This is a genomic window from Flavobacterium ichthyis, from assembly GCF_009915155.1.
Taxonomy (GTDB): domain Bacteria; phylum Bacteroidota; class Bacteroidia; order Flavobacteriales; family Flavobacteriaceae; genus Flavobacterium; species Flavobacterium ichthyis.
The window spans coordinates 1-15,918 of sequence record NZ_JAABLM010000003.1 but is presented as its reverse complement, the minus strand read 5'-3'; the positions used below and the strand labels follow the sequence as shown (position 1 = coordinate 15,918).

Annotated in this window: 13 protein-coding genes; 6 read left to right on the top strand and 7 right to left on the bottom strand. The window is 36.0% G+C overall.

Translation table 11 applies throughout. The features are described from left to right. Positions 1-29 precede the first annotated feature (29 nt). On the top strand, positions 30-2,102 hold the full coding sequence (locus tag GV828_RS02990) for a M1 family metallopeptidase (protein WP_166535993.1): 2,073 nt from the start codon (positions 30-32) through the stop codon (positions 2,100-2,102). Positions 2,103-2,154: 52 nt separating this feature from the next. Here the strand turns inward: GV828_RS02990 and GV828_RS02985 are convergent, their stop codons facing one another. From GV828_RS02985 to arsC, 3 genes are all read right to left on the bottom strand, one after another. Beyond that, complete coding sequence (locus tag GV828_RS02985) at positions 2,155-2,676, bottom strand: DUF7935 family protein (RefSeq protein WP_166535992.1); 522 nt, start codon at positions 2,674-2,676, stop codon at positions 2,155-2,157. A gap of 223 nt (positions 2,677-2,899) precedes the next feature. Then, on the bottom strand, positions 2,900-5,353 hold the full coding sequence (locus tag GV828_RS02980; protein WP_166535991.1) for a TonB-dependent receptor: 2,454 nt from the start codon (positions 5,351-5,353) through the stop codon (positions 2,900-2,902). Positions 5,354-5,453: 100 nt separating this feature from the next. Next, positions 5,454-5,798: an arsenate reductase (glutaredoxin) gene (gene arsC, locus GV828_RS02975; protein ID WP_166535990.1), complete on the bottom strand. Its 345-nt coding sequence runs from the start codon at positions 5,796-5,798 to the stop codon at positions 5,454-5,456. Between the two features lie 99 nt (positions 5,799-5,897). On the opposite strand from arsC, the gene GV828_RS02970 reads away from it, so the two are divergent. Next, positions 5,898-6,857, top strand: coding sequence for a CPBP family intramembrane glutamic endopeptidase (locus tag GV828_RS02970; protein ID WP_166535989.1), 960 nt, complete (start codon positions 5,898-5,900; stop codon positions 6,855-6,857). Next, entirely contained in the window at positions 6,854-7,903 is a 1,050-nt protein-coding gene (locus GV828_RS02965) for an AMP-binding protein (RefSeq protein WP_166535988.1), read from the top strand. Before GV828_RS02970 ends, GV828_RS02965 begins: the two co-directional genes overlap by 4 nt. Here GV828_RS02965 and GV828_RS02960 read toward each other — a convergent pair. Both GV828_RS02960 and GV828_RS02955 read right to left on the bottom strand, forming a co-directional pair. Beyond that, complete coding sequence (locus tag GV828_RS02960; protein WP_166535987.1) at positions 7,900-9,519, bottom strand: M1 family metallopeptidase; 1,620 nt, start codon at positions 9,517-9,519, stop codon at positions 7,900-7,902. The genes GV828_RS02965 and GV828_RS02960 overlap by 4 nt on opposite strands. 177 nt (positions 9,520-9,696) lie before the next feature. Then, entirely contained in the window at positions 9,697-11,325 is a 1,629-nt protein-coding gene (locus GV828_RS02955; protein ID WP_166535986.1) for an acyl-CoA carboxylase subunit beta, read from the bottom strand. Positions 11,326-11,516: 191 nt separating this feature from the next. On the opposite strand from GV828_RS02955, the gene GV828_RS02950 reads away from it, so the two are divergent. Further along, a complete protein-coding gene (locus tag GV828_RS02950; RefSeq protein ID WP_166535985.1) occupies positions 11,517-12,161 on the top strand; it encodes a DUF47 domain-containing protein in 645 nt (214 codons plus the stop codon). Positions 12,162-12,187: 26 nt separating this feature from the next. Then, positions 12,188-13,243 carry an inorganic phosphate transporter gene (locus tag GV828_RS02945; RefSeq protein ID WP_166535984.1) on the top strand — a complete coding sequence of 352 codons (1,056 nt, stop codon included), beginning with the start codon at positions 12,188-12,190 and terminating at the stop codon, positions 13,241-13,243. 164 nt (positions 13,244-13,407) lie between these two features. On the opposite strand, the gene prfB is transcribed toward GV828_RS02945, so the two are convergent. Then, positions 13,408-14,509, bottom strand: a protein-coding gene (gene prfB / locus GV828_RS02940) for a peptide chain release factor 2 (protein WP_166535983.1) whose coding sequence is annotated in 2 segments (ribosomal slippage) — positions 13,408-14,445 and positions 14,447-14,509 — 1,101 coding nt in all. Because the reading frame shifts where the segments join, the coding sequence is not laid out codon by codon here. Positions 14,510-14,754: 245 nt separating this feature from the next. Between prfB and GV828_RS02935 the strand changes: the two genes are divergently transcribed. Next, positions 14,755-15,780, top strand: a complete 1,026-nt coding sequence (locus tag GV828_RS02935) for a threonine aldolase family protein (protein ID WP_166535982.1) — start codon at positions 14,755-14,757, stop codon at positions 15,778-15,780. A gap of 47 nt (positions 15,781-15,827) precedes the next feature. On the opposite strand, the gene GV828_RS13275 is transcribed toward GV828_RS02935, so the two are convergent. Beyond that, positions 15,828-15,914 carry an IS3 family transposase gene (locus tag GV828_RS13275; RefSeq protein WP_394350645.1) on the bottom strand — a complete coding sequence of 29 codons (87 nt, stop codon included), beginning with the start codon at positions 15,912-15,914 and terminating at the stop codon, positions 15,828-15,830. Positions 15,915-15,918 lie beyond the last annotated feature (4 nt).

Here is a 15,918-nt window from a genome sequence, read left to right as displayed (position 1 = left end):
GTTTCTTCAAAAAATTTTACTTTTGAAAGATGAAAAAGCTACTTTTTTTACTCATTTCTGCATCTACTTTTGCGCAGCAATCCACTAAGGTTGATTTCACTTCAATCAATGCAAAGCTTACGCCAGATTTTTTTGAAAAAAGCGTCTCCGGGTCGGTTGTTTTTCAATTTACTGTAAAGCAAAAAATTGATACGATTCGTATTGACGCTAAGAATATGAATTTCGAAAATTTGTTGGTCAACGGTAAATCTGTTGCTTTCGCAAATTCAGGAAAAGAGTTGAAAATATTTAAAGGTTATAAAATAGGAAATAATTCATTATCATTTACTTACAAATCTTATCCTAAACAAGCACTTTATTATTTTGGCAACGCCGAAAGTCATCAGATTTGGTCTCAAGGTCAAGGAAAATATACAAGCCATTGGTTGCCATCGTTTGATGATGTGAACGAAAAAATGATTTTTGGTTTAGAAATTTTATTCGATAAAAATTACACTGTCTTGTCCAACGGAAAATTAATTGCTGCTGAAATAATTTCGGATAAAAAATGGTGGAAATACCAGATGAAAAAGCCAATGAGTTCTTATTTGGCGATGTTGGCAATTGGACATTTTGCAAAAGAAAATCAAAAATCGAACGATGGAATTCCTTTAGAAAATTATTTGGCGGAAGAAGATGCGGCAAAATTTGACTCGACTTATAAATACAACCAGCAGATTTTTAATTTTTTAAACCAAGAAATTGGTTTTGATTATCCGTGGGAAGTGTATCGTCAAGTTCCGGTGAAGGATTTTTTGTATGGTGGAATGGAAAATACTTCTGCCACCATTTTTACGCAAGATTATGTGGTGGATACTATCGGTTTTAACGACAGAAATTATATTAACGTCAATGCTCATGAGTTGGCACATCAATGGTTTGGTGATTTGGTAACCGCAAAAACAGGCGAACATCATTGGTTACAAGAAGGATTTGCTACTTATTATGCGTTATTGGCGGAAAAAGAAATTTTTGGTGAAGACCATTTTAATTGGAAACTTTATGAAACGGCCGAAATGTTGCAAAAAGTTTCGAAAAAAGATACCATTCCGTTGCAAAATGCTCGCGCAAGTACGTTGACTTTTTATCAAAAAGGTGCTTGGGCTTTGCATGTTTTACGAAGCAATGTTGGGGAAGAAAATTTCAAAAAAGCGGTCAAAACATACCTCAAAAAACATGCGTTTCAAAATGTTGTTACGGATGATTTTTTAAGCGAAATCAAAAAAGTTTCCCGCTATGATGTCGATACATTTCAAAAAGAATGGTTACTCAGTTCTGGTTTCAGGGTTCAAGAAGCCTTAATGATTTTAAAGAAAAATAAAGCCATTTCACAATATTTACAAGTATTAGAAATGGCCAACCAGCCATTTGAAGAAAAGGCAAAATTTTTTGAAGAGATTTTAAAAAATGATACTTTTTTCCCAATAAAAGAAGAAGTTTTATTGCAAATTCAAAAAGTGGATTTTCCTGAAAAAAAACATCTAATTGAAATTGCAATGCAATCAAACGATGTGAAAATCAGGCAAACAATTGCTAAAACCATGCGGGAATTTCCTTTGGAATTTAAACCGAAATTTGAAACATTTTTAAATGATGAATCTTACATCACAAGAGAAATTGCGCTGAATTATTTGTGGTCAAATTTTCCCGAAAATCGTATTCAATACCTTGAAATATCCAGAGATTGGATTGGAATGAACGATAAAAATTTACGCATTTTGTGGCTGACAATGGCATTGATGACACCCGATTTTGAAATTGAAAATAAAGCCACATTTTATGACGAATTGTTGCATTACAAAACTACAAATTTTGAAAGTAGCGTGCGGCAAAATGCTATCGCCACGTTGTTTTACATCAATCCAAATGATACAAATGTGTTGAAAGCGTTTGTGAATCCGTTGGTGCATCACAAATGGCAATTTTCTAAATATGCAAGAGATAGTATCCGGAATTTTTTGAAAAAAGATAATTACAGAACTTTTTATACCGAACTTTTGCCAAACTTGCCAAATGATGAAAAGGTACAATTAGAACGCTTACTCAACGAAAAAGCAGAATAAAAAAAAAGGATAGTTTTGCTATCCTTTTTTAGAGTTTTACGAAAACAAATATTTACCACATTTCGCTCACTTCATTTTTAATATAAGCTAAAGCGTTATTGCTTGGCGATTGTTTTTCTACCATATCTTTTAAAATATTTTCACGCAGTTTTTGTGCCGAAGTCGTTTCGGGATGTGAGGCTGCTTTACGTATTATATTGATAGTAGCATTTTTAGCTGCTAAAATTACGTTCCAACATTCTTCTGACAGGTAAATTTGTTGGGTTAAATTGTGCTCAAATTCATTTTCGATGTTTTGGATTACAAATTCGGCATATTGGTTTTTATCATCCGAGACTGGAGCGACTCTCAATAATAATTTTGCCGGATTGATTCTTTCTAAAAATAAAACCATTCGTTCGTAGGCTTGTAACCGTAATGGCAAAGCTTTTTTTTGAAGTGTTCTTTGAATGGCAAATTTTCGGCGGTTGGCTTCGTTATTGATGTGCAGGTTAAAGAAGTAAAAGGCTACTAATCCGGTTACAATGGCTGGAATAGTGTAGCTTAATAGTTCAAGAATTTTGGTTGTGTTCATGGGTGATTTTATTTTTTCTGGTAACAAAAATAAGTAATTGGTTTGATAAAATTTTCTGTTTTGCAGGGTTTTGCAAAAGGGGTTGGAGCGGCATCCTTTTTTTGGAGCGATAGCGGAAAAAAAAGATACAGCGGAAAACCCGGCCGCCTTTTTCTGGCGGTTTGCCTAAATACAAAAGGTTGTACAAATGCACAACCTTCTTGTTATATTGTGGGTGAAAAATTTATCCTCCCATATAGTCTTCGCCACCATTGTCGCCTTCGCCACGACTTTGGTTACGGTCACGCTCGTTTTTCTTTTTGTTGAAACGGTATGTGAACGAAAGCGTTACTTGGCGTTCGCGCCATTGCCATTCTGAATAGGCATTTTGGGTAGCAAGATTGGTTTCTGAAATTCTTTTTCGGGAATTGAATATGTCGTTTACGTTTAAGCCAATTGTGGCTTTGTCTTTCAAGACGTCTTTTGTGAAGGCTAAATTAGAATGAATAATGCCTTTGGTTCGACCTTGTGCATTGGTTTGTGGTGCATTATAAGTAGCGTTTGCTTGCCAATCAATTTTCCACGGAAGGTTCACTTTTGAATTCACACGCGCAAACCAAGAGTAAGCTGTGTTGCTAAAATCGATTGTTTGTGCTACATTATCTAGGTCGATATAGGTGTAATTTCCGATGGTTTGGTTACGGAAAAGATTGAAATTCCCGTTTAATCTCCACCATTTGTAAGGGTTGTAGGTTAAGGTGAATTCAAAACCAAAACGGTCTTCGGAACCTACATTTACAGGCGAAGTTACCAAAACGTTGTTGCCATCAATTACTTCGGTGTTTCTCACATATTGTACGGCGTCACTGGTGTGATTGAAGTACATTGAGGTATTTAGTGTAAGGTTATTGTTAAATTTTTTCAGGTAACCTAAATCAAATGCATCACTCATTGAAGGATCTAAATCTGGATTTCCACGGAATAAATTGATATTACTTGACAGGCTTGAAAACGGGTTGATTGATCGTGATCTGGGGCGTGAAATTCTACGACTGTAGCTTAACATGATGTTGCTATCGTAGCTAAATTCGTAAGAGAGAAATGCGCTTGGGAAAAAATTGTTGTATTTTTTAGTACGGAAAATTTGATCGGTAAATTGGTTGATTTGAATGTTAGAATCTTCCCAACGTAAACCTCCCAAGTAAGAAAATTTTCCAATTTTTGAACCAAATTGTGCATAAAGTGCATTTACATATTCCTTGTATTCAAGCGTATTAGTAAAAGTTTCGTTGTTAACCCAAGTGCCGCCCACGAAATCTTCTACCGAATATTCAGTAAGTAATTCCATGAAGTTCCCGCGGTATCCAGCTTCAAACTGACTTTTTTCGCCAAGTGGTAAAACGTAATCGGACTGTAATAAATTTCTTTTTTGTTTTTGATAATTCTCGGTTCTTTGATCATCAGTGGCAGAAGCGGCTATGTAAGCATTTTCGTCGTCACGACTTGCAGAAAATGCACCATCAAAGGTTAACTTATGACCTTCTTTTTTAAACTTTTTTACAAAATTAGTAGAATACTCTATATTGATGTCATCGTCGTTTTCATCGTTAAAACGTGTTCCCGAAGAAAGTAAATTTCGGTTTTCGTCATAAAAGAACTGACGGATTCTGTCGTTATTTTCGCCCGAACTTTTTCTCCAAGAAAAGGTATTTGTCCAAGTAGTACTCGAATCTATATAAATTTCTATCCCAAAATTTCCATTATAACTTTTGTTTAAACGATCGTTATTACGTCTTTCATCTAAAAATCTTCCTTGCGGATTGTCAAAAAGATATTCTGTATCAGTTAAAGCGTTTCCAGGATTTTTTCTGTAGCTGTAACCTTGAGTGGTAAAAAGGTTAAAATAACGCGATTTTAAGTTAATAGTTCCTGTGATTCCGTGATTTGCAGGATCTCCGGTTGTGGCAGTTATAACACCGTTCACGCCTTGATTTTTTCCTTTTCTTAATACAATATTTAAAATTCCACCACCACCTTCGGCATCATAACGAGCAGACGGATTAGTAATAACTTCTACTTTTTCAATAGATTCTGCGGGAATCATTTTTAGAGCATCGGCAATGTTAATTCCGCCAATTCCGGAAGGTCTTCCGTCAATTAATACACGGACATTTTCATTTCCTCGAAGGCTTACATTTCCTTCAACATCTACTGAAACTGATGGAACGTTGTCTAGAACGTCGCTTGCGGTTCCACCTTTTACAATCATGTCTTGGCCTACATTGAACACTTTTTTGTCTAATCGGATTTCAACGGTAGAACGTTCGGCAATTACTTCAATTGCATCTAAAGTGGTAGCATCTGCTGCGAGAGCAATGGTCCCAAAATTTTTATCAGTCGTTACTTGCTGGTTTTGTAACTCGACTGATTTGAAAGAAATAAATTCGAGCGTAACATTATAAGTTCCAGGAGCTACTTCAATGTTGAAATTTCCTTCTTCGGTAGTTAAAGCTCCGGCAATGGGTGTTGCATCAGCACTTGAGGTAACGGTTACGGTGGCGTAAGCTAAAGGTAAATTAGTTCCTTTTTCGGTAATTTTTCCGGAAATTTTTACTTTTCCGCCCGGCTTTTCTTGGGCAAAAGCAAAAATAGAAAACGTGAGCAATATGAGGGTTATTGCTAATTTTAAATTTTTCATTAATAGAATTTAGTTCGGTTTATTAAAGCTTTGACCGCAAAAGTAGCCTTTGGTTTAAGCGTACTTTCACAAAGCTTTGTTAAATAACAGGATTGAAATGCTAAAGAATTTTGTCAACATTTTCAATTGGTCTGGCAATAACCGCTTTGTCACCAATCACCACAATCGGTCGCTCAATGAGAATAGGATGCTCCACTAAAGCTTCTAAAATTTCATCATCAGACAATTTTTTACTTTTAAAATTTTCCATCCAAATTTTTTCTTTAACCCTAACAATGTCAATCGGTTGAAGTTTTAATTTTTTCAATAAATCTTGAATTTCTTTTTTTCGCAAAGGCGTTTCAAGGTATTTAATAGTTTCAAATTCGATTCCCTTTTCTTCGAAATATTGAACCGCACAACGGGATTTTCCGCAACGTGGATTGTGATAGATTTTATTTGTCATGCTGCAAAGTAACGGAAAACGAAAAGAATTTTATGCAAATTATTCGTAACAAATCAATAAATTAGAAGTCTAAAAAATATCAACTAAAAATAAACAAGCATGTTTGCATCATTAGGTTTTAAATTGCCCAACAATGGTTTTTGGAAATATATTGTAGGTTCGATTATTGTAATTGTCGCATCAGGAATTGGGCAAGTGCCATTTATGATCGCTGTTTTTGCGAAAGCAATGGCGGAGGGCGAAACAATTACAAACGACACCAGCAAGTTAATGAAAATTCTCGACCCGAATCTTACACTTTTCTTGCTGATGCTTTCTTTTGTAGTGGCACTTGCCACGTTATTTTTGGTTGTGAAACATCTCCATAAACAAAAAATTCTGGAAGTAACTACGGCAAGACCGAAGGTGGATTGGGGTCGGGTATTTTTTTCTTTCGGAATTTGGGCAATATTTTCAGCTGTGTCAGTTGTGGCGTATTATTTCATCACGCCAGAAAAATTTGTACTCAACTTTCAACCTGTTCCGTTTTTAATTTTATTTGTAATTGCCACGCTTTTAATTCCTGTTCAAACCAGTACCGAAGAATATATTTTTAGAGGATATTTAATGCAAGGTTTTGCACTTTTAGCTAAAAATAAATGGTTTCCGTTAGTGATGACATCCGTGATTTTTGGCGGAATGCATTATTTCAATCCCGAAGTTGCCAAAATGGGAAACATCATCATGATTTACTACATTGGAACTGGATTTTTCCTTGGAATTATTACCTTGATGGACGAAGGAATGGAGCTTGCCCTCGGATTTCATGCTGCAAATAACCTAATTGGAGCTTTGCTCGTTACTAGCGACTGGGGTGTTTTTCAAACACATTCTGTTTTTAAAGATATTTCGGAACCGTCGGCTGGCTTAGATGTTTTGCTTCCGGTACTCGTGATTTTTCCAATTCTTTTATTTATCTTTAGTAAGAAATACAAATGGTTTGGTTGGAAAGAAAAATTAGCCGGCGAAATCGTAGAACCAATTAATCAAAATAACCAAATTAATAAGGTTGGGAAATGAAGGAAGTAAATAATAATAGCGTCCACAACAAATTTAAACTCAATGGTTTTCACTTTACTAGAGAGGATTTATTGAGAATTGCCTATAGCTTTATTAAAGAAGGCGATGATTTCGAAAAACCAGTTGGGATTTTTATCTTAGATTGGTTTGATGATCACGAGTATATCGAAATGACAACGTCTGGAACGACAGGATTGCCAAAAAAAATTAGAATTAGCAAAGAAGCAATGGTAAATTCGGCAATTGCTACCGGAAATTATTTTGGCTTAGAGCCAGGAAATCGTGTGTTGCATTGCCTTCCTGCTAAATACGTGGCGGGGAAAATGATGTTCGTTCGCGCTTTTATTTTAGGATTAGACCTAGATTTTGTCGAACCATCATCAAAACCAATGGCAAGAATTTCGCAGTCTTATGATTTTGCAGCAATGGTTCCGTTACAGGTGGAAAATTCTCTTGACAAAATTCATTTGATTAAAAAATTAATCATTGGTGGTGCAAAAGTCAACGCATCTTTGACTGAAGATTTACTCCAGTTTGATAACGAAATTTTTGAAACTTACGGCATGACCGAAACCATTACCCACATTGCTGCTAAAAAAATAGGAGAGGAGGCGTTTAACACTTTGCCAAATGTTACAATTGAGGAAGACGACAGGCATTGCTTGGTCATCAATGCGCCAAAAATTTCTTCAGAAAAAATCATTACAAATGATGCGGTAAAAGTTTTAAGCGAAACCGAATTTATATGGCAAGGCCGAATCGATAACGTAATCAATAGCGGTGGTGTAAAACTTTTTCCGGAACAAATTGAAGAAAAATTATCGACTAAAATTAACCGCAGATTTTTTGTGGCTTCACAAGATAATCATCAGTTAGGCGAAAAATTAGTATTGGCAATCGAAGGCGATCCGTTTCCTATTGATGATGAAATTTTTGGAGAATTAGGCAAATACGAAAAACCAAAAGTCGTGCTTTTTGTACCTCAATTTTTAGAAACGCCTACAGGAAAAGTGTTAAGAAAAGAAAGCTTGGAAAGTATAACTTAAAGTTTTTGTTTAAATAATTTTATATAAAAATGAGATTCGTGAAAATTAATATCGGATCTCTTTTTAATTTTAACCGAAGTCCAATTGTTTGAAATTTCAATTTTATGATCAACACCATCTATGTTGATCCAAATGGGCATTTTGAAATTTTTTACATCGGTAACAAATCGCAGTGTTAATTCTTTTTTGGTTTGGAAAAATTCCAATTCCGGAATATTTGTATATTCGAGATATTGGGCAAAAAACGGATTGAGGTTGTAATTAAATTTTTTGTTGAAAAACGAAACCACCATTTCTCGATCTACAATTTGATGTTTGTACGTTTCTGCAAATTCCCGAAGAATTTTCCACCAATGGCTGTCATCGTTCAAAATGTTTCGCAAAGTGTGTAACATTTGAGCACCTTTAAAATAAGCATCCGAGGAACCTGCTTTATTCACGCCAAATTTCCCAATTACTGGAGAAGAATTAGCAACCCGGTTTTTTTGCCCTTTTAAATATTCAAATGCTTTTTCTTTACCATACAAACACTCCACAAAAACCGATTCTGAATAAGTAGTAAAGCCTTCGTGAATCCACAAATCAGCAATGTCTTGGGAAGTAATGCTATTGCCAAACCATTCATGAGCACTTTCGTGAACCACAATATAATCGAACAACAAGCCAATTCCAGTACTCGAAATATCGCTTCCCAAATATCCCATCTGAAATTTATTTCCGTAAGCCACAGCACTTTGATGCTCCATGCCTAAATAAGCAGTTTCCACAAGTTTGTAACCGTCGTTTTTAAAAGGATATTCACCAAATTTTTCTTCAAAACAATCCATCATCGGTTTGACGATGGAAAAATGTTTTTTGGCGATTTCTTCATTGCCACGCAACACATAATAATCTAGATTTAAACCGTTATGCTCATCGTGAATTTGCACATAATCGCCAATATTTACGGTAATATTGTAAGTATTGATTGGATTTTGTACTTCCCAATCCCAACGGGTGTAACCATTTTTCAGGTTTTCTTTTCCCAGAAAATTTCCGTTGGAAACATTCATCAAACCGTCCGGAACCGCCACTTTTATTGAAGCACCAAAATCAGGTTCGTCACTTTGAGAATCTTTCACCGGATACCACAAGCTCGCTCCCGTACCTTGCACAGCAACGCCAATCCAATGCTTCTGATTTTTATCTTTTTTGAAAACAAAACCGCCATCCCAAGGCGCATTTTTCGCAATTTTCGGATTTCCGGAGTAATAAAATTTTATTTTTTTAATTTGTTCCGAAGCTTTAATTTCTTCTTTAAAATTTACAAAAACAGCGTTGAATTCTCGCGAGAAATTCAGTTTCTTTTGCTCAAAAACAAGGCTGTCCACATTCATGTTGTCAAATAAATCCAACTGAATTTTAGTTGTATTTTGTAAAACTTGAAATGAAATTTCGTTGAAACCCTGAATGGATTTTTCTTCAGGATTAATGATAATGTCTAAATCGTAACGTTTTACATCATAACAGGTTCTTTCAAAATGAAAACCGCCTCGCAAAGAATCTTTTCGGGTAAATTCTTGCGCATCAAGATAATTAAACGAAAAAATAAATATGATAGTGATAATAATTTTCAAAAGTTCAAATGTTTTGGGCTATCTAAAATTATAATTACGTTTAATTTTTGTGTAAAATCACGATTAGTCTGGCGGCAATTAGTAGCGGTTTATACAAAAGTAGTATCTTAAAAACTTAGATTTAATGATTTTAATCCCAACTGCTAGCGATAAATTTTAAAATTCAATTTTTCCAATCTAAACTTGAATCACACCTAAATTAAAATGTTTTTCAATAGGAGCGTGGTTGGCGGCTTCAATACCCATTGAAATCCAAGTTCTGGTTTCAAGCGGGTCGATAATGGCATCAGTCCAAAGTCGTGAAGCTGCATAATAAGGAGAAACTTGATTGTCATATCGAGCTTTAATTTTATCAAATAACTCTTTTTCTTTAGCTTCATCAATCCCTTCGCCTTTTGCTTTTAAAGAAGAAGCTTCAATTTGAGCTAAAACTTTAGCTGCTTGAGTTCCACCCATAACCGCCAATTCGGCACTTGGCCAAGCAAAAATTAATCTCGGATCGTAGGCTTTTCCACACATGGCATAATTTCCGGCTCCATAAGAATTTCCTATTACAACGGTAAATTTTGGAACAACGGAATTAGAAACGGCATTTACCATTTTGGCACCATCTTTAATAATTCCACCGTGTTCCGATTTTGAACCGACCATGAATCCGGTAACATCTTGAAGGAAAACCAAAGGAATCTTTTTTTGATTGCAATTGGCAATAAATCGCGTTGCTTTGTCTGCTGAATCCGAATAAATTACGCCTCCAAATTGCATTTCGCCTTTTTTAGATTTTACAACTTTTCTTTGGTTGGCTACAATTCCCACAGCCCAACCGTCGATTCTGGCATAACCTGTGATAATCGTTTGTCCATAACCATCCTTATAAGGTTCAAATTCGGAATTATCCACCAAACGATTGATGATTTCCATCATATCATATTGTTCCGAACGAGATTTTGGCAAAATTCCATAAATATCCTTTTCATCTAAAGCTGGTTTTTGCGAAGCAATTCTGGAGAAACCTGCTTTGTCAAAATCACCAATTTTATCTACAATATTTTTTATTTTATCCAAAGCATCTTTATCATCTTTTGCCTTGTAATCTGTAACGCCGGAAATTTCACAATGCGTTGTTGCGCCACCTAAAGTTTCATTGTCAATAGATTCGCCAATGGCTGCTTTCACCAAATAACTTCCTGCCAAAAAAATACTTCCGGTTTTATCCACAATCAACGCTTCGTCAGACATAATTGGGAGGTAAGCTCCTCCGGCAACACAACTTCCCATAACAGCTGCAATTTGGGTAATTCCCATACTGCTCATGATGGCGTTGTTTCTAAAAATTCTTCCAAAATGTTCTTTATCCGGGAAAATTTCATCTTGCATCGGCAAATAGACGCCGGCAGAATCTACTAAATAAATAATGGGTAATTTATTTTCTATGGCAATTTCTTGTGCCCGAAGATTTTTTTTACCGGTGATCGGAAACCAAGCTCCGGCTTTTACAGTAGCATCATTTGCCACAACAATGCATTGTTTTCCTTTGATATAACCCATCTTAACCACCACGCCACCACTTGGGCAACCGCCGTGTTCGGCATACATTCCGTCGCCGGCAAAAGCGCCAATTTCAATCGAAGCAGCATTTGCGTCAAGCAAATAATCGATGCGTTCTCGAGCCGTCATTTTTCCTTCTGAATGTAATTTTTTGATGCGTTTTTCGCCGCCACCCATTTTTACTTTGGCGAACTTTTTCTTTAAATCAGATACTAAAAGTTTGTTGTAATCTTCGTTTTTATTGAAGTTAATGTCCATAAAATTAAATTCTGGTTGTCTATTTTACTGTGGTGCTAATGTACGAAAACGTTTGCAAAGTAGTGCTAATTCTTCTGCTAGATAATTTGGAAACATTAATTTTGTGTAAACAGAATACTCCTGATTTTACTTATTTCTTAATATTGTCTTAACATTAAAGAGGTACATTTGCACCATAAAAATGTACCATTATGTCTTTGAACAATATTTTCCAATTTTTAGTTCCGAAAGATAAAAAGTTCTTTCCGCTTTTTGAACAAGCTTCTTTAAATTTAACCCTTTTGGCACAAACTTTACACGATGGAGTAAATGCTCCAAAAGCGGATCGTGATGTGTATTTTAAAAAGATTGAAGAATTAGAAGCAGTAATTGAAGAGATTACACATAAAACACATTTAGAATTAAGCCGAAATTTTATTACACCATTTGACCGAGAAGATATTCACGCTTTGGTGAAAGCTATTGATGATGTGGCGGATTATTTACATGGTTCGGCAAGCAGAATGCGATTATATCAAGTAGAAAAAATTACGAAATCCATTAGAAAATTAACGGAAATTAATTTAGAGGCTTGTCAGCAAATAGGTTTAGCAATTGCAGAACTTAAAAATTTGAAAAACTTAAAAGCTATTTCTGACGCTTGCAAAAAAATCAATAAGTTAGAAAGTAAAGCAGACAATGTTTTCGATAAAGCCGTTGCTGATATCTTTGAAAACGAAACTGATGTCAAAAACATTATTGCATATAAAGAAGTACTTTCGGCATTAGAGTCTGCTTCGGATAAATGCAAGAGTGTTGCCAATGTACTCGAATCAGTAGTGGTGAAACACTCGTAAATTTTTTTTTACAGAAAACATTTTCTATGACGCTTTTAATTATCATTATAGTACTTGCTTTAATCTTTGATTACATTAATGGTTTTCACGATGCGGCAAACTCAATTGCCACCATTGTTGCCACGAAGGTTTTAACACCTTTTCAAGCGGTACTTTGGGCAGCATTTTTTAACTTTTTAGCCTATTTTATTTCTAAATATTGGATTGGAGAATTTAAAATTGGTAATACAATTGCAAAATCGGTAAACGAAAATTTCATCACGCTTGAAGTAATTTTTGCAGGGTTAATTGCGGCAATTACATGGAACTTATTAACTTGGAAATTAGGAATCCCTTCTTCTTCTTCTCACACACTTTTAGGTGGATTTATGGGAGCTGCCTTGGCTCACGCTGGAGCTTTGGCAAAAGATGGAGTGGATGTAATTAACTACGTTAAAGTAATTCCAACCATCGCATTTATTTTTCTTGCACCTTTACTCGGGATGATTATTGCTTACTTTCTCACCATTTTAATTATGAATATTTGTAGGAAAGTCCGACCTGCAAAAGCTGAAAAATGGTTTAAAAGAATGCAATTAGTTTCATCGGCACTTTTTAGTTTGGGTCATGGAGCCAACGATGCGCAAAAAGTAATGGGAATCATTGGTGCTGCTGTGATTTATTACCATTTAAAAATTGATTTTGATCCAAATTACGTGAATGCTGAAGATACTTTCAAATATTTTGTAAGCGATTATGCTTGGGTACCTTTTGTATCTTTCCTTGCAATTGGTTTAGGAACGATGAGTGGAGGTTGGAAAATTGTAAAAACTATGGGTTCGAAAATCACGAAAGTAAATGCTCTTGAAGGTGTAAGTGCCGAAACAGCTGGAGCGATGACTTTATACATTTCAGAACATTTTGGAATTCCAGTTTCAACAACTCATACCATCACAGGTTCAATTATTGGAGTAGGTGTGACTAAAAGAGTTTCTGCAGTTCGTTGGGGTGTAACGATTAGCTTACTTTGGGCTTGGATTTTAACCATTCCGGTTTCGGCACTAATTGCAGCTTTGGTTTATTATGTGATCTCTGTGTTTTAAAAAAATATATTTAAGAAAAAATAGCTGTTCGTTTGAGCAGCTATTTTTTTTTAAATTTTAGAGTTGCAAAGTGACAGAGTGACAAAGTTTCTGGGTTAAAAAGTTTGAAAGTTTAGCGTGTAAAAGAAATATTAACTCCAAACTCATGACTGATAACTCATAATTCATAACTCTTCCTCCTTTTGTCCCATCATCATCAAAAACGATTTTAAAAACGGGTCTAAATCGCCATTCATCACACCTTCAACATCGCTGGTTTCGTGTCCGGTTCTCACATCCTTGATTAATTTGTAAGGATGCATTACGTAATTTCTAATTTGAGAACCCCATTCTATTTTCATTTTTCCGGCTTCAATATCGGCTCTTTGTTCCATGCGTTTTTTAAGCTCAATTTCGTACAATTGTGATTTTAGCATTTGCATGGCTCGTTGACGGTTGTCTTGCTGAGAACGCGTTTCGGAACATTGAATCTGAATTCCGGTTGGCTTGTGGAACAATTGAACTTTGGTTTCTACCTTGTTCACGTTTTGTCCACCAGCTCCACTTGATCTTGAGGTTACAATCTCAATATCGGCAGGATTGATTTCGATTTCGATAGAATCATCCACCAACGGATAAACATAAACTGAAGCGAACGAAGTGTGGCGTTTTCCGTTACTGTCAAATGGCGAAATTCTCACCAAACGATGAACGCCGTTTTCACCTTTTAAATAGCCAAAAGCAAAATCGCCTTCAAATTCGAGGGTTACGGTTTTAATTCCGGCAACGTCGCCTTCTTGAAAGTTTAGTTCGCGAATTTTGTAGCCATTTTTTTCGCCCCACATCAAATACATTCTCATCAACATGGAAGCCCAATCGCAACTTTCGGTTCCTCCTGCTCCTGAAGTAATTTGTAAAACGGCACTCATAGAATCGCCTTCGTCCGAAAGCATGTTTCGGAATTCAATGTTTTCCAAATGGTTGTTGGCCAAATCGTAAGTTTGGTCTAATTCTTCCACGGTAAGTTCACCTTCGCGGTAAAATTCTGAGGCTAACTGGAGTTCGTCCACTAAAGATTCAGCTTTGTTGTAATCTTCGACCCATTTTTTCTTGGATCGGAGATTTTTAATGTGGGCTTCGGCTTCTTTGGCGTTGTTCCAAAAGTCAGGTGCAAGCGTTTTTTCTTCTTCGTTGGTAATTTCGATTAGTTTTTTATCAACGTCAAAGATACCTCCTCAACGCTCCAAGGCGTTCAACGATACCTTTAATTTGTTCGGTAGTTGTCATAAATTAGTTATACTTTTGTGTTCGGTTGAAGCAGGATTTTGTGCCTAGCCCTGATGGAAGTGGAAATCCTTTTGCAGCTTGCGACTATTTTTTTGTTGAATAAAAAAAGCGACCGGCAGGAAGCTCTTTTTTATTTTACAAAAAAAAAGGAGCAAGCAAAAAAGATTGTAACGTACAGCAGAAGTGGCTTCTAAAAAAAAAATCCAGCTTTTGAAAGAACAAAAATAAGAGATAGTTTTGATTTTATGGAAATAAATTTGGTGAGTGATACGGTTACCAAACCTAATAATGAGATGTTGCAGGCGATGTTTCGGTCGAAAGTGGGGGATGATGTTTATAAGCAAGACCCGACTGTGATTGAGCTGGAGGAGATGGTGGCGAATATTTTTGGGATGGAAGCGGCGCTTTTTTTTCCGTCGGGGACGATGGCAAATCAGGCGGCAATTAAGTTACATACGAATCCGGGTGAACAAATAATTTGCGATAAATGGTCGCATATTTTTCATTATGAAGGTGGTGGTGCTTCGTTTAACAGCGGTGTTTCGTGCTGTTTGGTGGATGGCGAAAGAGGAATGATTACGGCTGATCAAGTAGCGGAATCAATTAATCCGCCGGATTTTTATCACAGTCCGAAAACGAGTTTGGTAAGTATTGAAAACACAACTAATAAAGGTGGTGGCGCTTGTTATGATATTGAAACTTTGCGTGATATTGAGCAGGTTTGCCGGGATCATGGCTTGAAATATCATTTGGACGGGGCGAGAATTTGGAATGCTTTGGTGGCAAAGCGACAAAATCCGAAGCATTTTGGGGAAATTTTTGACACGATTTCAGTGTGTTTGTCCAAAGGTTTGGGAGCTCCGGTGGGTTCGGTTTTAATTGGTGATAAAAAAACTATTGACCGTGCTTTGCGGGTGCGAAAAATTTTTGGAGGTGGCATGCGACAAGCCGGATATTTGGCTGGTGCGGGAATTTATGCTTTGCAACACAACGTGAGCCGTTTGCAGGAAGATCACAACAAAGCAAAGGAGTTGGCGAATGTTTTGAGAAATTTGAGTTGGGTGGAAAGTGTGGAACCCGTGGAAACGAATATTTTGATTTTTGCGGTGAAGCCACAAATTCCCGAAAGTTTGGTGATTGAAAAATTAAAGCAAAAAAATGTTTTGATTAGTGCTTTGGGTAAAGGAAAATTACGGATTGTAACGCATTTAGACTACCGCGATGTAATGCATACGTACGTGATGGAAACGTTACAGAAAATGAGTTTTTAAAAAATACCCCGAATAGACTGCACCCAAAAGTTTAGACAAATTTACAATTAAATTTGATAATGGTGAGCTCGATATTTTATCGGGCTCATTTTGTTTAAATTCGACTTTATTCTATCGTTGTTATAATAGGTTATGTAG